The 21,176-nt window shown below is 75.9% G+C and carries 23 protein-coding genes and 1 tRNA gene; 16 read left to right on the top strand and 8 right to left on the bottom strand.

Annotated elements, in window-relative coordinates; translation table 11 throughout:
* Positions 1-50: 50 nt before the first annotated feature.
* Complete coding sequence (locus TEK04_RS17385; RefSeq protein WP_336405615.1) at positions 51-923, bottom strand: HhH-GPD family protein; 873 nt, start codon at positions 921-923, stop codon at positions 51-53.
* A 108-nt stretch (positions 924-1,031) separates the two neighbouring features.
* Between TEK04_RS17385 and TEK04_RS17380 the strand changes: the two genes are divergently transcribed.
* Positions 1,032-1,751, top strand: coding sequence for a MucR family transcriptional regulator (locus TEK04_RS17380; RefSeq protein WP_336405614.1), 720 nt, complete (start codon positions 1,032-1,034; stop codon positions 1,749-1,751).
* 9 nt (positions 1,752-1,760) lie between these two features.
* Here TEK04_RS17380 and disA read toward each other — a convergent pair whose 3' ends face one another.
* The 3 genes from disA to TEK04_RS17365 form a co-directional block, all read right to left on the bottom strand.
* The gene (gene disA, locus TEK04_RS17375; RefSeq protein ID WP_336405613.1) at positions 1,761-2,843 is read right to left on the bottom strand and encodes a DNA integrity scanning diadenylate cyclase DisA; all 1,083 of its coding nucleotides are present in this window, start codon (positions 2,841-2,843) and stop codon (positions 1,761-1,763) included.
* A 106-nt stretch (positions 2,844-2,949) separates the two neighbouring features.
* The gene (radA, locus tag TEK04_RS17370) at positions 2,950-4,317 is read right to left on the bottom strand and encodes a DNA repair protein RadA (RefSeq protein WP_336405612.1); all 1,368 of its coding nucleotides are present in this window, start codon (positions 4,315-4,317) and stop codon (positions 2,950-2,952) included.
* 42 nt (positions 4,318-4,359) lie between these two features.
* Positions 4,360-4,917 (bottom strand): copper chaperone PCu(A)C domain-containing protein, encoded by a 558-nt coding sequence (locus TEK04_RS17365; protein ID WP_336405611.1) that lies wholly within the window; start codon positions 4,915-4,917, stop codon positions 4,360-4,362.
* Positions 4,918-5,020: 103 nt separating this feature from the next.
* On the opposite strand from TEK04_RS17365, the gene TEK04_RS17360 reads away from it, so the two are divergent.
* Complete coding sequence (locus TEK04_RS17360; protein WP_336405610.1) at positions 5,021-6,553, top strand: cryptochrome/photolyase family protein; 1,533 nt, start codon at positions 5,021-5,023, stop codon at positions 6,551-6,553.
* A gap of 6 nt (positions 6,554-6,559) precedes the next feature.
* Here the strand turns inward: TEK04_RS17360 and TEK04_RS17355 are convergent, their stop codons facing one another.
* Positions 6,560-7,420 carry a UbiA family prenyltransferase gene (locus tag TEK04_RS17355; protein WP_336405609.1) on the bottom strand — a complete coding sequence of 287 codons (861 nt, stop codon included), beginning with the start codon at positions 7,418-7,420 and terminating at the stop codon, positions 6,560-6,562.
* A gap of 130 nt (positions 7,421-7,550) precedes the next feature.
* On the opposite strand from TEK04_RS17355, the gene TEK04_RS17350 reads away from it, so the two are divergent.
* The 6 genes from TEK04_RS17350 to TEK04_RS17325 are packed head-to-tail and all read left to right on the top strand — an operon-like array spanning position 7,551 to position 12,177.
* Positions 7,551-8,033: a CarD family transcriptional regulator gene (locus tag TEK04_RS17350; protein WP_091057700.1), complete on the top strand. Its 483-nt coding sequence runs from the start codon at positions 7,551-7,553 to the stop codon at positions 8,031-8,033.
* Positions 8,030-8,743, top strand: a complete 714-nt coding sequence (gene ispD, locus TEK04_RS17345) for a 2-C-methyl-D-erythritol 4-phosphate cytidylyltransferase (protein WP_336405642.1) — start codon at positions 8,030-8,032, stop codon at positions 8,741-8,743. Before TEK04_RS17350 ends, ispD begins: the two co-directional genes overlap by 4 nt.
* Complete coding sequence (gene ispF, locus TEK04_RS17340) at positions 8,740-9,243, top strand: 2-C-methyl-D-erythritol 2,4-cyclodiphosphate synthase (RefSeq protein WP_336405608.1); 504 nt, start codon at positions 8,740-8,742, stop codon at positions 9,241-9,243. The genes ispD and ispF overlap by 4 nt, the downstream gene beginning before the upstream one ends.
* On the top strand, positions 9,240-10,640 hold the full coding sequence (cysS, locus tag TEK04_RS17335) for a cysteine--tRNA ligase (RefSeq protein WP_336405607.1): 1,401 nt from the start codon (positions 9,240-9,242) through the stop codon (positions 10,638-10,640). Before ispF ends, cysS begins: the two co-directional genes overlap by 4 nt.
* A gap of 49 nt (positions 10,641-10,689) precedes the next feature.
* On the top strand, positions 10,690-11,769 hold the full coding sequence (gene rlmB, locus TEK04_RS17330) for a 23S rRNA (guanosine(2251)-2'-O)-methyltransferase RlmB (RefSeq protein WP_336405606.1): 1,080 nt from the start codon (positions 10,690-10,692) through the stop codon (positions 11,767-11,769).
* Between the two features lie 36 nt (positions 11,770-11,805).
* Positions 11,806-12,177 (top strand): cupin domain-containing protein, encoded by a 372-nt coding sequence (locus TEK04_RS17325; RefSeq protein ID WP_336405605.1) that lies wholly within the window; start codon positions 11,806-11,808, stop codon positions 12,175-12,177.
* A 3-nt stretch (positions 12,178-12,180) separates the two neighbouring features.
* On the opposite strand, the gene TEK04_RS17320 is transcribed toward TEK04_RS17325, so the two are convergent.
* Positions 12,181-13,449, bottom strand: coding sequence for a DUF445 domain-containing protein (locus TEK04_RS17320; RefSeq protein ID WP_336405604.1), 1,269 nt, complete (start codon positions 13,447-13,449; stop codon positions 12,181-12,183).
* 69 nt (positions 13,450-13,518) lie between these two features.
* Positions 13,519-14,886 carry a S1C family serine protease gene (locus TEK04_RS17315; protein ID WP_336405603.1) on the bottom strand — a complete coding sequence of 456 codons (1,368 nt, stop codon included), beginning with the start codon at positions 14,884-14,886 and terminating at the stop codon, positions 13,519-13,521.
* Between the two features lie 177 nt (positions 14,887-15,063).
* Between TEK04_RS17315 and TEK04_RS17310 the strand changes: the two genes are divergently transcribed.
* A tRNA-Thr gene (locus TEK04_RS17310) sits at positions 15,064-15,135 on the top strand.
* Here TEK04_RS17310 and TEK04_RS17305 read toward each other — a convergent pair.
* On the bottom strand, positions 15,135-15,533 hold the full coding sequence (locus TEK04_RS17305; RefSeq protein ID WP_336405602.1) for a DUF5313 family protein: 399 nt from the start codon (positions 15,531-15,533) through the stop codon (positions 15,135-15,137). The genes TEK04_RS17310 and TEK04_RS17305 overlap by 1 nt on opposite strands.
* Positions 15,534-15,656: 123 nt before the next feature.
* Between TEK04_RS17305 and TEK04_RS17300 the strand changes: the two genes are divergently transcribed.
* The 7 genes from TEK04_RS17300 (at position 15,657) to TEK04_RS17270 (ending at position 21,116) form a co-directional block, all read left to right on the top strand.
* Complete coding sequence (locus tag TEK04_RS17300; protein ID WP_336405601.1) at positions 15,657-16,418, top strand: DeoR/GlpR family DNA-binding transcription regulator; 762 nt, start codon at positions 15,657-15,659, stop codon at positions 16,416-16,418.
* 65 nt (positions 16,419-16,483) lie between these two features.
* Positions 16,484-16,792: a hypothetical protein gene (locus tag TEK04_RS17295; RefSeq protein WP_336405600.1), complete on the top strand. Its 309-nt coding sequence runs from the start codon at positions 16,484-16,486 to the stop codon at positions 16,790-16,792.
* Entirely contained in the window at positions 16,785-17,231 is a 447-nt protein-coding gene (locus TEK04_RS17290) for a PTS mannitol transporter subunit IIA (RefSeq protein ID WP_336405599.1), read from the top strand. The genes TEK04_RS17295 and TEK04_RS17290 overlap by 8 nt, the downstream gene beginning before the upstream one ends.
* 142 nt (positions 17,232-17,373) lie before the next feature.
* Positions 17,374-17,922, top strand: a complete 549-nt coding sequence (locus TEK04_RS17285; protein WP_336405598.1) for a hypothetical protein — start codon at positions 17,374-17,376, stop codon at positions 17,920-17,922.
* A 247-nt stretch (positions 17,923-18,169) separates the two neighbouring features.
* Positions 18,170-19,084 (top strand): EamA family transporter RarD, encoded by a 915-nt coding sequence (gene rarD / locus TEK04_RS17280; protein ID WP_336405597.1) that lies wholly within the window; start codon positions 18,170-18,172, stop codon positions 19,082-19,084.
* 79 nt (positions 19,085-19,163) lie between these two features.
* Entirely contained in the window at positions 19,164-19,523 is a 360-nt protein-coding gene (locus TEK04_RS17275; protein ID WP_336405596.1) for a DUF3263 domain-containing protein, read from the top strand.
* Between the two features lie 21 nt (positions 19,524-19,544).
* The gene (locus TEK04_RS17270; RefSeq protein WP_336405595.1) at positions 19,545-21,116 is read left to right on the top strand and encodes a LytR C-terminal domain-containing protein; all 1,572 of its coding nucleotides are present in this window, start codon (positions 19,545-19,547) and stop codon (positions 21,114-21,116) included.
* Positions 21,117-21,176 lie beyond the last annotated feature (60 nt).

Raw genomic sequence — 21,176 nt, 5'->3', positions numbered from 1 at the left:
GGCCGTCACCCGCACCGCGGGTGGCGGCCTCCGCCGTACCGGGCCCCAGCTCAGCCGGGGAGGGCGAAGCGGGCGTCGTCGGTCTGCACCACGAGGCCGTCGACCAGCAACGAGTCCAGGCAGCGGCCGCGCTGCACCGGGTCGTCCCACACGGCGTCGAGCTCGGGTTGCTCCACCGGTCCGGTGGCCGCGCGCAGCACGTCGAGCAAGCGACCACGCACCTGCCGGTCGGTGCCGGCGAACTTCTGCACCTTCCGGGCCGGCCCGTCGTGGGCCGGTGACCCGGCCAGTCGCCACGCGCAGACGCCGCGCACCGGGCAGACCCCGCAGCGGGGGGTGCCGGCCACGCAGACCAGCGCACCGAGCTCCATCACCGCCACCGAGAAGCGCACCGCCCGGTCGTGGTCGGCCGGCGCCAGCGCCGCGACGTCACCGAGGTCCGATGCCCGGGCCGGCAGCGCCTCCGCCCGACCGTGCACCAGCCGGGCGACCACCCGCCGCACGTTGGTGTCGACCACCGGCTGGCGTTGGCCGTACCCGAAGCAGGCGACGGCTCGAGCGGTGTAGCTGCCGATGCCCGGCAACGACTCCAGGGTGTCGACGTCGTCGGGCACCACGCCGTCGTGCTCGGCGGCGATCACGGCCGCGGCGGCCTGCAGGCGCAGGGCCCGCCGGGGGTAGCCCAGCTTCCCCCACGCCCGGATGACCTCACCGGTGGGCTCGGCCGCCAAGGTGGCGGGGGTCGGCCACCGGGCCAGCCACTGCCGCCAGACCGGCTCCACCCGGGCCACCGGCGTCTGCTGGAGCATGACCTCGCTGACCAGCACGGCCCAGGCGTCGACCCCCGGCGCGCGCCAGGGCAGGTCGCGGGCGGCTGCGGCGTACCAGTCGACGATCAGGTCCCCGGGCGCGGCGTGGGTCACGGGTCGCCAGTCTCCCAGGTCGGGGTGCGCGGGGTGGGTGGGGAACCGTGCGTGCCTGCTCGGCGAGCCGCACGGGTCGGCCGACCGGTCGGCGCTAGCCTTCGCGCCGTGCTGCACCCGGTCGGTGACCTCCCCGCCGGCGTCTACTGGCGTCGACGGGCCCTCGTGCTGGGCATCGCGGCGTCCCTGCTGGGCGGGGGCGGCTGGCTGGTCGCCTCGACGGTGCCCACCACGGAGACCGATCCGCAGGTGGCGGCCAGTTCCGGCCCGGCGCAGCCGTCGCTGGAGGCGCCGTCGCTGGAGCAGGTGGTGCCGTCGCTGGCCTCGGTGCAGACCCCGGCCGCGCCCGAGGAGGGCTCGGCGACCGCGTCGGCGGCCCCGCCGGCAGAGGAGACCGCGGCCGCGCCGGTGACCGCCGCGGCCCCCGACCCCGGCCAGCCGTGCACCGACGACATGGTCGCCGTCGACGTGCTCCCGGGCGCCCCGCAGGCCACGGTCGGCAGCAAGCCGACGATGACCCTGGTGGTCACCAACGTGTCGGGGGTGCCCTGCACCCGGTCGCTGGACGCCGGCCTGCGCGAGATCGTCCTGCTCGACGGGGCCGGCGCCCGCGTGTGGGGAAGCAACGACTGCTTCCCCGAGGTGAGCAGCGACGCCCGCGTCCTGGCCGCCGGGGAGGCCGTGGGCTTCCCGCTGCAGTGGGGTGGGCTGACCAGCGAGCCGGCCTGCACCGCACCGCGCAGCGCACCGCCGGCGGGCGCCTACAGCCTGCAGGGGCGCCTGGACACCAAGGTGGGCGACCCCACCCCGTTCACCCTCGTGGCCTGAGGCCCCGCCTCAGGAGTAGCGGTCGAGGATCGAGGTCTCGGCCAGGCGGGACAGGCCCTCGCGGATGCCCCGCGCCCGGGCCTCGCCGACGCCGTCGACGCTCAGGAGGTCCTCGATGGTGGCCGCCAGCAGCTTCTGCAGGCCGCCGAAGTGGCTGACCAGGCGGTCGATGATGCCGGCGGGCAACCGGGGCACCCGGGCCAGCAACCGGTAGCCGCGCGGGCTGACCGGGGAGTCGAGCGCGTCGGGTGAGGTGGGCAGGCCGTAGCAGCGCGCCACGGCCGAGAGGTCGAGCAGCTCGGTGGCGCTGAGCGCGCGCAGGTCGGTGAGCACCTGGTCGCCCACCGGCGTGCGCTGGCCCTCGGTGGGCAGGTAGTCGCGCACCAGCAGGCCGCGGTCCTCCTCGACACCGGCGAGCATCTCGTCGAGCTGCAGGGCCAGCAGCCGGCCGTCGGTGCCCAGCTCGACGACGAAGCCCTCGATCTCGTCGGCGATGCGGCGCACCATCTCCAGTCGCTGGCTCACGCTCATGGCGTCGCGGACGGTGACCAGGTCCTCGATCTCCAGCGCCGACAGGGTGCTGGCCACCTCGTCGAGCCGCAGCTTGTACCGCTCGAGGGCGGCCAACGCCTGGTTGGCGCGCGCCAGGATCGTCGTGGGGTGCTCGAGGGTGTACCGGCGACCGGCCACGTACACCGAGATGATGTGCATCGACTGGCTGACCGAGATGACCGGGAACCCGGTCTGCAGGGCCACGCGCTCGGCGGTGCGGTGCCGGGTGCCCGACTCCTCGGTGGGGATGGTCGGGTCGGGCATGAGGTGGACCCCGGCGCGCACGATGCGGCTGCCGTCGGCGGAGACGATGACGGCGCCGTCCATCTTGGCCAGCTCGCGCAACCGGGTGGCCGACAGTGCCACGTCGAGGGCGAACCCCCCGGTGCACTGGGACTCCACGACCTGGTCGTAGCCCAGCACGATGAGGGCACCGGTGCGCCCGGCCAGGATCCGCTCCAACCCGTCACGGAGCGCGGTGCCGGGGGCGATGCGCCCCAGCAGCTCGCGCAGAGCGACGTCGGGATCCACGGGTGGCACGATCGCTCCTCGGTCAGGTGGTCGGACGGCCCGAGTCTAGGTGACGGGTCGGCGGGTGGCCGGGCCCGCGTGCGGCCCGTGACCTGCCGGTGACCTCGGGCGACGGTCAGAACAACCGGTTCAGCAGCGAGCCCAGGTCGGGGATCTCGACCACCCGCATGCCGCGGGGCACCGGCCCGGGGTCGGGGGGCACGACGGCCAGGGTGTACCCCTGCCGGGCGGCCTCGGCCAGCCGCCGCGACGTGCCCCCGACCCGGCGGACCTCGCCCGAGAGGCTCACCTCGCCGAAGGCCACCATGCCCACCGGCAGGGCCTTGTCCTTGGCCGCCGACGCGATGGCCAGCGCGACCGCCATGTCGGCCGCCGGCTCGAGGATGCGCACCCCGCCGACGGAGGCGGCGAACACGTCGGCGGCGGCCAGCGGCACCCCGCCCCGCCGCTCGACCACCGCGTTGATCATGGCCAGGCGCTGCGGGTCCAGACCGCTGACCGCGCGCCGGGGGGACCCGCCACCGGTGGACTGCGCGACCAACGACTGCACCTCGGCCAGCAACGGCCGGCTGCCCTCCATCGTGACCGTGACGCTGCTGCCGGCCACCGGCACCGAGCGCTTGGACACGAACAGGTGCGAGGGATCGGGCACGCCCACCACGCCGCCGTCGCCGATCTCGAAGCAGCCGATCTCGTCGGCCGGCCCGAACCGGTTCTTCGTGGCCCGCACCATGCGCAGCGTGGAGTGCCGCTCGCCGTCGAAGCCGATGACCACGTCGACCAGGTGCTCCAGGGCACGCGGGCCGGCGATGGCGCCGTCCTTGGTCACGTGGCCGACCAGGATGACGGTCATGCCGCGCGACTTCGCGATGCCGGTCAGGGCGCTGGCCACCGCGCGCACCTGGGTGGCCCCGCCGTCGGTGCCGTCGACGGCGGGGGAGCGGACCGTCTGCACGCTGTCGAGCACCAGCAGCGAGGGGTTGACGTCCTCGACGTGCGACAGCACGGCCGACAGCTCGGTCTCGGCGGCCAGGAACAGCTGGGGGTGCAGGGCGCCGATGCGCTCGGCCCGCAGCCGTACCTGGGCGGCCGACTCCTCGCCCGACACCACGAGGGTGGGCCCGTGCGCCTCGGCCACCCGGTGGGCCACCTCGAGCAGCAACGTGGACTTGCCCACGCCGGGTTCGCCGGCCACCAGCAGCACCGCGCCGGGCACGAGCCCCCCGCCGAGCACGCGGTCGAACTCGCCGATGCCGGTGGGCACCGCGGTGGACCCCGAGAGCTCGACCTCGGCGATCGGGCGGGCCCGGCCGGTGACCGGGCCGGGGGAGACGGCCCGCAGGCCGCCGGAGGCGCCCCCGCCGACCTCGGTGAGGGTGCCCCAGGCCTGGCACTCGGGGCAGCGCCCCATCCAGCGGGTGGCGGCGAACCCGCACTCGCTGCAGCGGTGGGCGGGGCGGGACTTCACGACGGTCGGCGGCACGCTGCCATGGTGCCGCCGGGGTACGACAGAACCGGGGAGCGACTACTCCTCGCCCCCGCCCTCCTCCTCGTGGAAGTCGAAGCCCTCGCCGCGCGGCAGGTCCAGGCTCGGGGTGCCCACGAGCACCGGCACGGTGACCTCGCCGGCGTCGCGGAAGGTGAAGGTGACCTCGAGCGCCTGGGCGGGGGTCAGCGGCTCGGTGAGCCCGGTCAGGGTCACCGCGGGGCCGCCGTCGCCGACGTAGACGTTCTGCCCGGCCGGGATCGTGAAGCCGGTGGGCGACTCCTCGTCGGAGGAGGAGTCGACGACCTTGTAGGACTCGAAGCCCGGGCCCGAGATGTCGGTCAGCTCGTCGTCGGCGTCGCCGGAGTTGGCGATCGCCACGAGCAGGCGGGCGTCGCCGCCCTCGTCGTAGCGCCCGCTCTGCGGGTAGGCGGTGGTGGCCGTCCGGAGGTGGATGTCGCCCACGTCGCCCTGACCGCCGCGGATGTCGCGGTCCTGGGTCGCGGTCTGCGCGATCTGGCCCGCACTGCAGGCCGACAGGACCACCGGGGACAGCAGCAGCACACCGACGGCGGCGGCGCGCACAACGCGGTTCACGGCGGGGGACCTCCTACGGCACCGGGGAACCCCGGGCTTCGTCGACTCGAGTCGCGCAGAGCCTAACGGTCACCCCACGATGCGCGCGTGGAGGTGAGCGGGTGTGGCTGACGAGGACCCGGCCCTGGCCGACTTCCCGGCGCGGGCGCCGGGCACGCGGCGGTGGTGCTTCGCCGACCAGCTGGGCCCGCACTTCCTGGACGACCCGCACCAGGACGTGCTGCTCGTCGAGGCCCGGTCGGTGTTCCGGCGGCGCCGGTTCCACCGGCAGAAGGCGCACCTCGTCCTCTCGGCGCTGCGCCACCGGGCGGCCGAGCTGGGCGACCGCGCGCGCTTCCTCCAGGTGGACACCTACGGCGAGGCGCTGGACTCCGTCGACGAACCGCTGAGCGTCTGCGCCCCCACCACCTGGGCCGCGCGCGACTTCGTGCTGGGCCGCGACGGCGTGCAGGTGCTGGCCTCCCGGGGGTTCGTCACCGACGAGCAGACCTTCCGGCGCTGGGCCACCGGCCGCGGCACCGACGGGGGCAAGCGGCTGCTCATGGACGACTTCTACCGGGCCGCCCGCCAGCACCACGACGTCCTCATGGACGGCGCCGACCCCACCGGCGGGAAGTACAACTTCGACCACGACAACCGCGAGCCCCCGCCGGCCGACGGCCGCTCCCCGGCGCCCGAGCCGTGGCTGCCGACCGAGGACGAGGTCGACGAGGAGGTGCGCGCCGACCTCGACCGCTGGGAGCGCGACGGCGACGTGTCCTTCGTCGGCGCCGACGGCCCACGCCTGTTCCCGGCGACCCGGCGCGAGACGCTGCACCGGCTGCGCGACTTCCTGACCCACCGGCTGGCCGCCTTCGGCCCGCACGAGGACGCGATGCTGGCCGACGAGCCGTGGCTGGCCCACTCGTTGCTGTCCGCGCCGATGAACCTGGGGCTGGTCGACCCGGCCGAGGTCGTGCAGCGGGCCGAGCAGGCCTTCCGCGAGGAGGACCTGCCGCTGAACTCGGTCGAGGGCTTCGTGCGCCAGGTGATGGGGTGGCGTGACTACATCTGGCACCTGTACTGGCACCTGGGCCGGGACTACCGGGGCCGCAACGCCCTCGACGCGCGCGCCGCCGTCCCGGCGTGGTTGGCCGACCTCGACCCCGCCGACCTCGACGCCGCCTGCCTCTCGGGGGTGGTCGGCGACCTGCGCGACCGCGGCTGGGTGCACCACATCCCGCGGCTGATGGTGCTGGGCAACTACGCCCTGCAGCGGGGCATCGACCCGGCCGCGATGACCGACTGGTTCCACCGCACCTTCGTCGACGGCTACGACTGGGTGATGGTGCCCAACGTGGTGGGCATGAGCCAGCACGCCGACGGCGGGGTGCTGGCGACCAAGCCCTACGCCTCGGGCGGGGCCTACATCGACCGCATGAGCGACTACTGCGGCGGGTGCCGCTACGACCCGAGGAAGCGGCTCGGCGAGGACGCGTGCCCGTTCACCGCCGGCTACTGGGGCTTCCTGGACCGCGTCGAACCGGTGCTGCGGGGCAACCGCCGCATGGCCCAGCCGCTGGCCGGGCTGAACCGGCTCAAGGACCTCGAGGCGGTCGTCGAGCAGGAGCGCGCCCGCGGCACCGACCCCTTCTGAGCTCGGCTACCGGAGGGCGGCCCCGCCGAGCACGAGCAGGACGACGTCGACGACGGTCAGCAGCATGACGGCCGGGAAGGCGGCGGCCCGGAACCGTTCGGTGCCGGCGAGGGAGGCCACGACCAGGGCCGGGACGGCGACCACCAGCGCCACCCAGCCCGGCACGGACGGCGGGCCGTCCGGCCCGAGCACCAGCACCAGCGACGCCGCCCCCAGCAGCCCGGCGGCGACCAGGGCCGAGACGGTGGCGCCGAGCCGGTGGGGCAGGCCCCGCACGCCGGTGGCGGCGTCGTCCTCCAGGTCGGGGGCCACGTTGGCCAGGTGCGCCGCCCCGCCCAGCAGCGCGCCGGCGGCCACCAGCCACCAGGGGGCCACCGGGGTGCCGGGCGCCGCCGCGACCACGCCGGCGGGCAGCAGGCCGAAGGCGACCAGGTAGGGCAGCAGGGAGGCGGCGGTCCGCTTGAGCCCGGCGTTGTAGGCCCAGCCGCCGGCGACCACGCCCAGCAGGAGCACCCCGGGCGCGGGGCCCAGGGCCAGCGAGGTCACCACGGCGAGGACCACGGCGGTGAGCGCGGCGGCGCGCAGCCGCGCCGGGGTGACCACGCCCTGCACCGTCGGCTTGTCGGTGCGGGCGACCGCCGCGTCGCGGTCGGCGTCCAGCCAGTCGTTGCTCCAGCCGATCGACGCCTGCCCGGCCAGCACCGCCACCGCCACGAGCACCGTGCGGGCGCCGCCGACGTCGGCGGCGGCGGCGAGCAGCGTGGCCACCGCGGTGACCGCGACGGTGGGTCCCAGATGGGTCGCCAGCGCCATCGCCGAGACCGTCCGCCAGGCCCCCGGGGAGCCGCCCTCGTCGTCCACAGGCACACCGACCACCCCTCTGTCAACCCCGTCCTGACCAGCGACAAGCCCCTGACCTGCACATTTGGCAGGACCAACCAGTCCGGTGCCACCCGTCCCGTGGTATTCTGGGCGGAGCGAAAGGGGTCACACACACATGGGCTTCACTGTCGGCGAGACCGTCGTCTACCCGCACCACGGCGCTGCGCTCATCGAGGCGATCGAGAAGCGCACCATCAAGGGCGAGGAGAAGGCCTACCTCGTGCTCAAGGTCGCCCAGGGCGACCTGACCGTACGCGTCCCGGCCGACAACGCGGAGATCGTGGGCGTCCGCGACGTCGTCGGCCAGGAGGGCCTGAACAAGGTCTTCGAGGTGCTGCGCGCCCCGCACACCGAGGAGCCGACCAACTGGTCGCGCCGCTACAAGGCCAACCTCGAGAAGCTGGCCTCCGGCGACGTGAACAAGGTCGCCGAGGTCGTCCGCGACCTGTGGCGCCGCGACAAGGACCGTGGCCTGTCGGCCGGGGAGAAGCGCATGCTCTCCAAGGCCCGCCAGATCCTGGTCAGCGAGCTCGCGCTCGCCGAGGGCACCAACGAGGACAAGGCCGAGGTGCTGCTCGACGAGGTGCTCGCCAGCTGAGCACGAACCCCCCGCACCACTTCACCGCTCCCGGACCCGCGACCGCCCTGGTCGTCGCGGCCGGGAGCGGAGTGCGTCTGGGCGCGGTCCGCGCCGGCTCGCCCGTGCCCAAGGCCCTGGTCGAGGTCGGCGGACGCCCGCTCGTCGCCCACGCCGTCGCGGGCCTGCTGGACGCCGGGGTCACCGACGTCGTCGTCGCCGTCCCGGCCGAGCACCGCGACGCCTTCGCCGCCGTCCTGCCCGCCGAGGTCGCCCTCGTCCCCGGCGGCGCCACCCGCACCGGGTCGGTGCGCAACGCCCTCGCGCGGTGCGCCGACGGGGCGGGCCCGGTGCTGGTGCACGACGCCGCCCGGCCCTTCACCCCGGCCGCGGTGGTGGCGCGCGTGCTGGCCGCGCTGGCCGCCGGCGCGCGGGCCGTCGTCCCCGTGCTGCCGGTGGTCGACACCACGGTCGAGGTCGACGGCGACCGCGTGGTCGCCGAGGTCGCCCGGGCTGCCCTGCGCCGGGTGCAGACCCCCCAGGGGTTCGACCGCGCGACGCTGGTGGCCGCCTACGCCGCCGTCACCGACCAGCAGGTCTTCACCGACGACGCCTCCGTCGTCCGGGCGCTGGGCGTGCCCGTGCACACCGTCCCCGGCGACGAGCTCGCCGCCAAGATCACGGTGCCGCACGACCTCGTCCTGGCCGAGCGGCACGCGGTGGCCCGGTGACGCTGCCCCGGGTCGGCACCGGCACCGACGTCCACCCCGTCGAGGCCGGGCGCACCTGCTGGCTGGCCGGTCTCGAGTGGCCCGGCGTCGACGGCTGCGCCGGGCACTCCGACGGCGACGTCGTCGCGCACGCGCTCATCGACGCGGTGCTGTCGGCCGCGGGGCTGGGGGACATCGGCGGTCTGCTGGGCACCGACGACCCCCGCTGGGCCGGCGCCCGCGGGGCCGACGTGCTGGTGCACGTCCGCGAGACCCTGGCCGCCGCCGGCTGGGTGGTGGGCAACGCCACCGTGCAGCTGATCGGCAACACCCCCAAGGTCGGTCCGCGCCGGGCCGAGGCCGAGCGGGTGCTCTCGGCGGCCCTGGGCGCCCCGGTCGGGCTGACCGCCACCACCACCGACGGTCTCGGGCTCACCGGTCGCGGGGAGGGCCGGGCGGCCGTGGCCACCGCGCTCGTGGTCCGGAGCGCGCCGGGGACCTCCGTAGACTCGGCGCAGTGAGCCTCCGCCTGTACGACACGGCCGCGCGCGCCGTGCGCGACTTCACGCCCCTGCGTGCCGGCGAGGTGTCGATGTACGTCTGCGGGCTGACCGTGCAGGGCCCCCCGCACATCGGGCACGTGCGCGCCGCGCTGGCCTTCGACGTGCTCCGCCGCTGGCTCACCCACGGCGGCCTCGAGGTCACGTTCGTCCGCAACGTCACCGACGTCGACGACAAGATCCTGGCCAAGGCCGCCGCCGCCGGCGTCGAGTGGTGGGACTGGGCCTACCGCAACGAGCTGGCCTGCACCCGCGCCTACCAGGTGCTGGGCACGCTGCCGCCCACCTACGAGCCGCGGGCCACCGGCCACGTGCCCGAGATGGTCGAGATGATCGCCCGGCTGGTCGAGCGCGGGCACGCCTACGCCGCCGGCGGCGACGTGTACTTCGACGTCCGGTCGTGGCCGGCCTACGGCGAGCTCACCGGGCAGCGGGTCGAGGACCTGCAGCCCGCCGCCGACTCCGACACCGAGGACCTCAAGCGCGACCCCCGCGACTTCGCGCTGTGGAAGGCGCACAAGCCCACCGACCCGGCGACCGCGTCCTGGGACACCCCCTGGGGCCGGGGGCGGCCCGGATGGCACCTCGAGTGCTCGGCCATGGCCCACAAGTACCTGGGCGAGGAGTTCGACATCCACGGCGGCGGGCTGGACCTCCGCTTCCCGCACCACGAGAACGAGCAGGCCCAGTCCCGCGCGGCCGGTGACCCCTTCACCCGGTACTGGCTGCACAACGGCTGGGTGACCCTCGGCGGGGAGAAGATGAGCAAGTCGCTGGGCAACACCGCCCTCGTCGACGAGGTCGTCACCCGCGTGCGCCCGGTCGAGCTGCGCTACTACCTGGTCGCCCCGCACTACCGCTCGACCGTCGAGTTCACCGACGCGGCGCTGGCCGAGGCCGGCGCGGCCTACCGGCGGCTGGAGTCGTTCGTGCGCCGGGCGGTCGAGCGGGTCGGGGTCACCGAGGGCGGGCCGCTGCCCGCCGCCTTCGCCGCCGCGCTGGACGACGACCTCGGGACACCGGCGGCCGTCGCGGTGGCCCACGAGCACGCCCGCACCGGCAACACGGCGCTGGCCGAGGGCGACGACGCCGCCGTGGCCGCCGAGCTGGGCGCCGTGCGGGCCATGCTCGGCGTCCTCGGCCTGGACCCGCTCGACCCGCAGTGGGCCGAGGGCGGCACCGACACCCGGTTGACCGAGGTCACCGACGGCCTGGTGCGGCTGGCCCTCGACCAGCGCGCCGCGGCCCGGGCCCGCAAGGACTACGCGGCCGCCGACGCCGTCCGCGACCAGCTGACCACCCTCGGCGTCGTCGTCGAGGACACCCCGTCCGGCCCCCGGTGGGAGCTCTCCCGGTGACCCGCGGCGGCAGCAGCACCACGATCGACGAGGAAGAGGTGACCCGCTGATGGCGGGCAACAGCCAGCGGCGCGGCCGGACGTCCGGCGCCGGCAAGAAGGGCGCCACCACCGGCACCGGCGGGCACAACCGCCGGTCGCTGGCCGGCCGCGGCGCCACCCCGAAGGCCGAGGACCGGCCCTACCACCCGGCGTTCAAGAAGGCCAAGGCCGCCGCCGCCCGCCGGGACAACCGCGCCCGGGCCGTCAAGCGCAGCGAGGAGCAGCCCGAGCTGCTGCTGGGCCGCAACCCGGTGGTGGAGGCGCTGCGCGCGGCGATCCCCGCCACCGCCCTCTACGTGGTCACCGGCGACACGAGCCGGGGCGGCACCGACGAGCGCATCGCCGAGGCCGTGCAGCTGGCCGCCGACCGCGGGCTGCCCCTGCTCGAGGTCGGCCGCGCCGAGTTCGACCGCATGAGCGACGGCGCACTGCACCAGGGCATCGGGCTGATGGTGCCGCCCTACGACTACGCGCACCCCGACGACCTGCTCGACATCGCCCGCGACGGCCACCGGGCGCCGCTCGTCGTGGCCCTCGACGGCGTCACCGACCCCCGCAACCTCGGTGCCGTCGTGCGGTCGGCCGCGGCGTTCGACGCGCACGGCGTCGTCGTGCCCCAGCGCCGCGCGGTGGGCATGACGGCCTCGGCCTGGCGCACCTCGGCCGGTGCGGCCGCCCGCATCCGGGTGGCCCGCGCGGTCAACCTGCCCCGCGCGCTGGCCTCCTACCAGGACTCCGGCCTGCAGACCGTGGGCCTGGCCGGCGACGACGCGGACATGGAGCTGCACGAGTTCGACGGCTTCGCCGACCCGCTGGCCCTGGTCGTGGGCGCCGAGGGCACCGGGTTGTCCCGGCTCGTGCGCGAGCGGTGCGACGTCGTCGTCGGCATCCCGATGACCAAGGACACCGAGTCGCTGAACGTCAGCGTCGCCGCGAGCCTCGCCCTCTACGCGGCGGCCTCCGCCCGCCGCAGATCCCGCCCCCCTCCCAGCTGGCCCCGCCCCCTCCCCGCTGACCCCGCCCCCCTCCCCGGTGATCACGGACCTGTGCGCGCGCCACGCCGCATCGGGTCGTCCGGGAGTCCGTGATCGTCGGGGAGCGGGGGTCCGGTGGGCGGGGGTCCGGTGAGCGATCGGCCGGCCACGGCCGAGCGCCTCGACCTGGCCGCGCACCCCGAGGGCGGGTGGTTCCGGCGCACCTGGACCGGCCCGGCCGGCGACGGCGGGCGCCCGCAGGCGACCGCGATCCTGTACCTGCTGGCCGTGGGGGAGTCCTCGGCGCCGCACACGGTCGACGCCGACGAGCTGTGGCTCTGGCACGGCCCGGGCGCACTCGACCTGCAGGTGGGGGAGCACCAGGTGCGTCTGGACGCCGCCCACCCGCAGGTCCTCGTCCCGGCCGGGGTGCGGCAGAGCGCGGCGCCGGTGGACGACGAGGTGCTGGTCAGCTGCGTGGTGTCCCCCGGCTTCGAGTGGACGGGGTTCAGCCTCGGCTGAGGGTCACCCCAGCAGCTGGGCCAGGGTGTAGATGACCAGGCCGGCCAGGCCGCCGACCACGGTGCCGTTGACCCGGATCCACTGCAGGTCGCGGCCGACCTGCAGCTCGATGCGCCGGCTGGTCTCCTCGGTGTCCCAGCGGGCGACCGTGGTGCTCACCAGCTCGGCGGCGTCGCCGCTGAAGCGCTGCACGGCCCACCGCGCGGCCCGCCGGGTCTGCTTCTGCACCTGCGTGCGGACCGTCTCGTCCTCGCGCAGCAGCACCGCGGCCCGGCGCACCAGGTCGGCCACGCGGGCGCGCAACGCGGAGTCGGGGTCGTCGGCGGCGGTGAGCAGGGCGGTCTTGGCGGTGCCCCACAGCCCGGCCGACCACGTGCGGACGGCGGGGTGGTCGAGCAGCTCGGCCTTGAACTCCTCGACCTTCGCGGCGGTGGCCGGGTCGGTGCGCAGCGCGTGGACGTAGGCCCGCAGCCGCGCGTCGTAGGAGCGGCGCAGTTCGTGCGCCGGGTCGGCGCCGACCTCGGCGAGGAACCGCTGCACGCCGTCGAAGGCACGCACGAACACCCGGTCGTCGACCCAGTCGGGTACCCAGGCGGGGGAGGCGTCGGACAGCTGCGCCCGGAACAGCGACCGGTTCTCGCGCAGGAACCCGGCCAGCCCCGTCAGCCCGGCCGACAGCACGTCCTGGTGCTTGTCGCCGTCGACCACGGCCTCGATGACCCGCGCCAGCACCGGGGCGGCCGGGGTCTCGCGCGCCTTGCGATCGACCAGGGACCCGACGGCGTCCTGCACGACGTCGTCGTCGAGCAGGTCGAACAGCGCCCGGACGGCGGTCCCCGCGTCGCCGGCCAGCCGCTCGGCCCGCCCCGGGGTGGCCAGGAACTCGCCGATGCGGCCCGGGACGTCGTAGCCGGACAACCGCTCGTCGACCACGGCCGGGGTGAGGAAGTTCTCCTGCACGAAGGTGCCCAGGCTCTCACCGATCTGGTCCTTCTTGCGCGGGATGATCGCGGTGTGCGGGATCGGCAGCCGCAGCGGGTGCCGGAACAGCGCGGTGACGGCGAACCAGTCGGCCAGCGCGCCCACCATCGACGCCTCGGCCGTGGCCCGGACGTAGCCCACCCAGGTGCGGTCGCCCCCGAACAGGACGCAGGCCAGGAACACCAGCGCGGCGGCCACGAACAGCCCGGTCGCCAGGCGCTTCATCTTCGCCAGGTCGCGGGCCCGGGCGGGGTCGTCGAGCGCGCCGGTCAGCGGGAGAGGGGCCGTCACCGGGTCAGGCTATGCAGCAGGGGCCGGTACCGCGTGGCGGTACCGGCCCCCTCGGGGAGGACCCGGCTGCTAGCTCGAGGCGGACCCGAGCACGACGTCGACGGTGTCGGTGCTGCTGCCGCGCCGCACGGTCAGCGTCACCTGGTCACCCGGCGAGGCGCTGCGCACCGCGGCGGTCAGCTCGGTGGAGGTCGTGATCTCCCGGTCGCCGATCGCCGTGATGACGTCGCCCACCTGGATGCCGGCCTCGGCGGCCGGGCCCCCCGAGGCGACCTGGGCCACCTGGGCGCCCTCGCCGACCTCGGAGCCGCTGGCCGACGCGGTCTGCGCGCTGACCCCGAGCAGGGCGTGGGTGGCGTGCCCGTCCCGGATGATCTGCCCGGCCACCCGCTGGGCGGTGTCGGCCGGGATGGCGAACCCGACGCCGATGTTGCCGCTCTGCGACTGCTGCGCACCCTGCCCGCCGGCCACCGTGGCGATCGCCGAGTTGATGCCGATGACCTCGCCGGCGGCGTCGACCAGGGCGCCGCCGGAGTTGCCCGGGTTGATCGCGGCGTCGGTCTGGATGGCGTCGATGACGGTGGTGCTCTGGTCCGACCCGGTGGCCACGGCGCGGTCGAGGGCGCTGACGATGCCGGTGGTCACGGTGTTGGACAGCCCCAGCGGGGCACCGATCGCCACGGCCTGGTCGCCGACCTGCACCTTGCTCGAGTCGGCGAAGGTGGCCGGGGTCAGGTCCGAGGCGCCGTCGAGCTTGATGACGGCCAGGTCCGACGTCGGGTCGGTGCCGACCACCGTGGCGTCGTAGAGGGTGCCGTCGGAGGTGGTGACCTGCACCGTGGCGGAGCTGGTGCTGCTGTCCAGGGACACCACGTGGTTGTTGGTCAGCACGTAGCCGTCGGCGGTGAGCACCACGCCCGAGCCCGACCCGGCGCCGGAGCGGTCGGTGACGTAGACGGTGACGACGCTGGGCTCGGCCTTGGCCGCGGCGGCGGTGGCCGACGTCGCGTCCTGCGGGTCGGTGATGACCACGTTCTGCGCCGCCGTCGCCGCGGCCGCCCCGGACCCGTGGGTGCTGACCAGGGTGGCCACCCCGGCGCCGGCGCCGCCGCCGATGAGGGCGCCGGCGGCCAGCCCGGCCACGGCGATGCGCCAGCGGCCGCTGCGGGCCCGGGGGGTCGGCGGGGTCGGTGCCGCAGGCGGGGTGAAGGCCGGGGGCGGGCCGACGTGGCCACCCGGGGTCTGCGGCTGACCGGTCCAGCCCTGGTACGGGGCCTGGGGGCGCGGCGCCTGCGGGTACGGACCCTGCGGGTACTGCCCCTGGGGGTGCGGGGCCTGGGGGTGCGGCGGCTGCTGGCTCTGGGGCTGCGCCGGCAGGCCCGGGTACCGGTCGACGTGCTGTCCGGCCTCGTCGCCGGGACGGTTCTGCTCGGTCACTGGTGGTTCCTCCCCACGTCGCGAGGGCCTCTCCGCTCGCTGGTCCCACCATGGGCGCCGGGGCTATCCCGGCGCTGCACGTGGCCTGTGAGGATGCTGGACGGCGTGACCCGGTGCGGTCGGCCCGCGCCCGGCCGGCCGGTAACGTGCTGCGGGCAGCCCGCCCCGTCACCACCCGCCCCGTTAGCTCAGTGGTAGAGCACCCGCCTTGTAAGCGGAAGGTCGTCCGTTCGATCCGGACACGGGGCTCAGTCGAAGGAGCCCGCGCCGTCCCGGCGGTACCGGGCACCGCGCTCGACGGCCGCCCGTTCGGCGCGCTCCTCGCGCACCCGCCGGGTCGTGCCCGGCGGCCACCCCGCCTTGACGGCGCGGTGCTCGGTGGTCTCGGTCATGTAGGCGGCGGAGAACAGCAGCCCGAGCAGCACCCCGCCGCCGCAGGCGGCCAGCCGGTAGGACAGCGGCACGGGGACGGCGAGCAGGCAGACCAGCAGCACCGGGCTCAGCTGCACCAGGGCACGCAGCAGGTGGCGCACCGCCCACCTCGGGCCGGTGGTGTCGGCGAGCACCCAGTCGGCGTACCGACGGGGCAGCCCGCCGCCGAGGGCGTACCAGACCCACCGGGCCGGACCGGGCCGCGCGTTCGCCACGCCTGCCGACGATAGGCCGGTACGGGGCGTGACGCGCGCCACCGGCGGCCTGACCGTTCGGCCTTGACTGCGCCCGCCCCGGCCCGTAAGCACTGCCCCAGCAGGGTCGACCAGGGGGAGCGCGTGTACGCGGAGGAACGGCAGGAGCACATCCTGCGGGCAGCTCGAGCCGTCGGCCGGGTCGAGGTCAGCGAGCTGGCCGTCGAGCTGGACGTCGCACCGGAGACCATCCGCAAGGACCTCACGGCTCTCGAGCGGGTCGGCGTGCTGCGCCGCGTGCACGGCGGGGCGATCCCGGTGGAGCGGCTGGGCTTCGAGCCGCCGGTCGCCGCCCGCGACGTCGTGCTCACCGCGGAGAAGGAGCGCATCGCCAAGGCGGCCATCGCGGAGCTGCCCGACGAGGGTGCGGTGCTCATCGACGCCGGCACCACGACCGCCCGGCTGGGAGACCTCATGCCCACCGACCGCGAGCTGACGGTGGTGACCAACGCGCTGTCGCTGGCCGGGCGGCTGGCCTCCTTCCCGAACCTGACCGTGCTGCTGCTGGGCGGCCGGGTGCGCGGGCGCACGCTGGCCTCGGTCGACCCCTGGGCGCTGTCGGCCCTGTCGGGGATCTACGTCGACCTCGCGCTGCTGGCGACCAACGGGGTCTCGGTCGAGCGCGGGCTCACCACCCCCGACCCGGCCGAGGCGGCGGTGAAGACCGCGATGGTGGCCGCGGCCCGGCGCGTGGTGCTGCTGGCCGACCACACCAAGGTCGGCCGCGACCACTTCGCCCGCTTCGCCGAGCTCGACGCCGTCGACCTGCTCATCACCGACACCGGGCTGGACGCCCGCACGGCCGCCGAGCTCGCCGAGGCGGGGCCGCGGGTGCGGCGGGTCTGACCCCGCGCCGTGGGCGGAGGGATGGGAAGCTGGGCGCGGCCGTCCCCCGTCGAGCAGGAGCCCCCATGCCGAGCGTCGAAGGTTCGCAGGTCCGCAAGCTGGTCATCGCCTGCGACGCGGGCATGGGCAGCAGCGTGCTCATGGCCAACCAGCTCAAGAAGCGGCTGAAGGACAACGGCGTGGTCATCGAGCACAGCCCGCTCGACGCCATCCCGGCCGACGCCGACCTGGTGCTGACCCACAGCAAGCTCGTCGACCGCACCCGGACGCACGCCGGCGACCGGCCGGTGGTGGCGTTCACCGCTTTCGTGGGCGACCCGGCGGTCGACGACGTCGTGGCTGCCATCCACGGCGGCACCACCATCGATGGCTGACCTCGGGGGGCTGCTGGACCCCTCCCGCATCCGGCTCGACGAACGGGCGGCCGACCGCACCGAGGCCGTGCGCCAGGCCGGGGAGCTGCTGGTCGCGGCCGGCGCCGTCGACCCCTCCTACACCGACTCGATGCTCGAGCGCGAGGCGTCGGTCTCGACCTACATGGGTGAGGGTGTGGCCATCCCGCACGGCACGGCCAGCGGGAAGGCCGCGGTGCGCGCCGATGCGATGACCGTCGTCCGCTACCCCGGCGGCGTCGACTGGGGCAACGGGACCGCACACGTGGTGATCGGCATCGCCGCGGTCGGCGAGGGACACCTGCCGGTGCTGGCCGCGCTCGCCGAGGTGCTGCTGGACCCCGACCGGGCGGCCCGGCTGCGTGCGGCCACCGACGCCGCCGAGGTGCTCGACCTGCTCACGGTCCAGGACGCCAACTGACCTGAGCCGGGGGAGGGCGGTGGCACGATGCCCCGGTGCAGCCCTCGCAGCCCCCATACGGACAGCCCCAGTACGGTCCGCCCCCGGGCCTGGTCGGCCCCTCGGCGAGCCCCAGCGGGTGCCGCCGGGGCTGCGGACGGGCGTGCTGGTCCTGCTCGGCGCACTGCTCCTGGGGGCGTCGGTGTTCGGCGGCTACGAGGTCGCCTGGTTCGGCGGCAGCAAGGTGCAGGTGGTGCTGTGGTTCCTGCCGGCCATCCTCGCCCTGCTCGCGATGGGGTTCATCTGGCAGGACACGGTCTGGTCGGTCCGCTGCGACGGCCGGGTGCTCGAGGGCACCGGGTTGCTGGGCCGGCAGGGCGTCGACCTGGCCCGGTTGACCGCGGTCGGGTCCACGGCCAACGCGCGGGCCACGCAGGTGGTGCTGCGCGACGACGTCGGCGGGGTGACGGTCGAGTCCCGGGCGCTGCACAAGGCCGGGCCCGCCGTGGTCGACGTCGTGGGGCGGGCGGTCTGGGCCGGCCAGGAGCAGGGGCGCTACACGGTGCCGCGCGGCGCGGCCGGCGTCTGGGGGATGCCCACCCGACCCGACGCCCCGGCCAACGGGCACCCCGGCGCCACCGTGCGCGTGCTGGCGATGGTCGGACTGCTGCTGGCCGGGGCGGCGCTGGGGGTCGTGCTCGCGCTGGCGTGACCCAGAGCCGGCCCACCCACGAGGTCGCCGTCGATGGCGAACTCGGGCACCCCGGGCACGAAGCTGGCCGCGAAGCCCACCAGCACGAGCAGCAGCGGTGCCTGCCAGCCCAGCCGGCGGGCCACCGCGGTGACCGCCACCGCCGCGACGGCCAGCGCCAGCAGGGGTGCCACGTCCACGCGCGGGGTCCTCTCGTCGTCCCTACCGCCCCGCGGAACTGTCGGTGCGCGGCCCTACTGTTCCCGGCATGAGCGATCGGCGCACCGGCGTCCTGCTGGGGCTGGCCGCCTACGGGCTGTGGGGCGCCTTCCCGCTGTACTTCCCGCTGCTCGAGCCCGCCGGCGGGGTCGAGATCGTCGCGCACCGCATCGTGTGGTCCCTCGTCTTCGTCGCGCTGCTGCTCACCGCGCTGCGGTCGTGGCCGGCCGTGCGGCAGGCGCTGGCCGACCGCCCAACGGTGCTCATCCTGGCCGGCGCCGCCGTGCTCGTCACCGGCAACTGGCTGACCTTCGTGCTGGCGGTCAACGCCGGGCACGTCGTCGAGACGTCGCTCGGCTACTTCATCAACCCGCTGGTCAGCGTGCTGCTGGGCGTGGCGTTCCTGGGCGAGCGGCTGCGCGCCCTGCAGTGGGTGGCCGTAGGCACCGCCGCGGTCGCGGTCGTGGTGCTCACGGTGGACAACGGCCGCCCACCGTGGATCGCGCTGCTGCTGGCCGGCACCTTCGCGACGTACGGGCTCATGAAGAAGCTCGTGCGGGTCGCGGCCGCGCCCGGCCTCTTCGTCGAGACGCTGCTGCTGGTCCTCCCCGCGCTGGTCGTGCTGGTGGTGCTGCAGGTGCGCGGCGCCGGTTCCCTCGAGGACGCGGGCGCCGGGCACCTGCTGCTGCTGGCCAGCTCCGGCATCGCCACCGCGGTGCCCCTGCTACTGTTCGCGGCCTCCACCCGGCGCATCCCGCTGAGCACCGTGGGTCTCCTGCAGTACGTCACCCCGTTGATGCAGCTGGCCATCGGGGTGTTCGTCAACGGGGAGCCGATGCCACCAGCCCGGGTGGTGGGCTTCTCCGTCGTCTGGCTCGCACTGGTCATCTTCACCGTGGACGGCCTGCGGGCCGGCCGCGCGGCCCGGCGGGCCGTCCCCGTGCCGGCCCCGGCGGGCCTGTGAGCGGCGGCTCGGGCGGGCTACCTGCCCCCGCACCCCGTCCGGTTCGCCACCGCCCCCACCCACGCAGGAGACTCCACCCATGAGCAGCGACGCCCTCCCTGCCCCCGACCCCGAGCACCCCGCCGGGCAGGCCGGGCCGGCCGGTCCGGCCGGCGACGGGCCCGTCGAGCAGGACGGCGGTGCGGCCGCGGGGCTGCCCCGGCGCGAGCGCGACGTGTTGGCCTTCGAGCGCCAGTGGTGGCGCCACGCCGGGTCGAAGGAGGCCGCCATCAAGGAGCAGTTCGGGCTCTCGGCGACCCGTTACTACCAGGTGCTCAACGGCGTCATCGACCGGCCCGAGGCGCTCGCGCTCGACCCGCTGCTGGTCCGTCGGCTGCGGCGCATGCGCGCGACCCGGCAGCGGCGGCGCTCGGCCCGCACCCTGGGCACCGACCTCTGACGCCGACTAGTCTCGATCACCGTGGGGAGGCATGGCGTACCGGACGGTGAGCCCGACGGCACCCCCGACGACAGCGGCCAGGGCGGTGACCAGGGCGGCCACCCGTTCGACGACCCCGTCGACGACCACGCCGACGACCACGCCAGCACCCTCGGTCGGCGCAGCCGCGCCGAGCGCCGCCGCGAGGGCCTGCTGCCCCCGGGGCCCGACCCCATGTCCGGGCGCACCCCTGCCGTCGAGCCCGGTGCCACCGGCCGGCCCGCCGCCCAGGCCGGGCCGCGCACCCACGTCGCCGGGATCCCGGCCGCTCCGGGCCGGCAGGACACCTCCCCGCCGGTGAGCCGCCGAGCGGGTGCGGCCCCGCCGCCCCCGACGCCGCCGCGAGCGGTCCCGCGCACCCCGGCGGTCCCACCGCCGGCCACCCGGGGCCTGCCGACGCCGCCCCCCGCCCCTTCCGCAGGGCGTCCCGACGCCTCGGCCGACCCGTCCCCCGAGCAGTCCACCGCACCTCCCACCGGGCGCGCCGACGCGGCGCCGTCGGGTCCCCGCACGTCGGTCGACCCGCTGCCGGGCAACCGGCCGCCGGCCGGCCGCGGTCCGGTCACCTCGGGGCTGCCCAGCTGGGCGACCTCGCTCGAGCCGCCGACCCCGACCGGCGGCACGCCCGACGGGGGCGCGGGCGGTGCGCCGGGGGGCTCGGCCGGCTGGTCGGGCGCCGAGCGCCGCGTCGCCGACCGCCCGGGTGCGGTGCCGTCGTCGGGGGAGCGGCGCAGCACCCCACCGCCGCCACCACCGGTCCCGCCCAGGCAGGTCCCCGACGTCGACCGGCGCGGGGCCGACGGTCCCCGCACGGACCCCCGCACCGACCCCCGCACGGACCCCGGCACCGACCCCCGCACCGACCCCGGTACCGACGGTGCCGGTCGGCCGGCGGTCGGCCGCGGGCCGGCCAGCGGTGAGACCGGTGTGCTCGGCGGCCGGGCCGCCACCCGGGCCGAGCGGCAGGCGGTCGACGCGGTGCGCCGGCGCGAGGAGCGGCGCCAGGGCATCACCCCGATCCCGCCGCTGCCCGGTGAGGGGCGGCGGGCCTCGCGCGGACTGGTGCTGAGCCTGGTCGTCGTGGTCGTGGTCGCGTTGGTCGTGCTCGCCGTCTGGGCGTTCCAGCGGCCCGGCGGCGACGAGTCGGCCGCGAGCACCCCGACCTCCGCGCCGGCCAGCACGGCGCCACCCAGCACGGCGGCGCCGACCACGGCGGTCCCGACGACCGCGGCGCCGACCACCCCGGCCGTCCCGGTGTTCGCCCCGGTGACGGTCCTCAACGCCACCGACGTCAACGGCCTGGCCGGCGACATCGGCAGCACCTTCGCCGCCGGGGGCTGGCAGGTGCTCGAGCCCGGGCTCTACAGCGGCGGTGACATCGCCACCACCACGGTCTTCTACACCGCCGGGGACGCCACCCAGGAGCAGGCCGCGGCCACGCTGCAGGCCCAGTTCCCCGAAATCTCCGGCGGCCCGGCGGAGCGCTTCTTCGACATCGACGGCGTGCCCGACCCCGGCCTGGTGGTCGTGGCCACCGGCAACTGGCAGCCCTGAGCCGACCCGCCGGGCACGGTCGACGCACAGGTCGGCCGGGCGCGGAACACAGGCCGTCCA

It is taken from the genome of Klenkia sesuvii (assembly GCF_037083825.1).
In the GTDB taxonomy this organism is placed as follows: Bacteria; Actinomycetota; Actinomycetes; order Mycobacteriales; family Geodermatophilaceae; genus Klenkia; species Klenkia sesuvii.
This window is presented reverse-complemented; position numbering and strand designations above follow the sequence as displayed.

Excerpts from the sequence above, each read along its gene's own strand:
- TEK04_RS17350 (WP_091057700.1), top strand. The coding sequence starts at position 7,551 with ATGGGCTTCACTGTCGGCGAGACCGTCGTCTACCCGCACCACGGCGCT.
- rlmB (WP_336405606.1), top strand. The coding sequence starts at position 10,690 with ATGGCGGGCAACAGCCAGCGGCGCGGCCGGACGTCCGGCGCCGGCAAG.
- TEK04_RS17295 (WP_336405600.1), top strand. The coding sequence starts at position 16,484 with ATGCCGAGCGTCGAAGGTTCGCAGGTCCGCAAGCTGGTCATCGCCTGC.
- TEK04_RS17290 (WP_336405599.1), top strand. The coding sequence starts at position 16,785 with ATGGCTGACCTCGGGGGGCTGCTGGACCCCTCCCGCATCCGGCTCGAC.
- rarD (WP_336405597.1), top strand. The coding sequence starts at position 18,170 with ATGAGCGATCGGCGCACCGGCGTCCTGCTGGGGCTGGCCGCCTACGGG.
- TEK04_RS17275 (WP_336405596.1), top strand. The coding sequence starts at position 19,164 with ATGAGCAGCGACGCCCTCCCTGCCCCCGACCCCGAGCACCCCGCCGGG.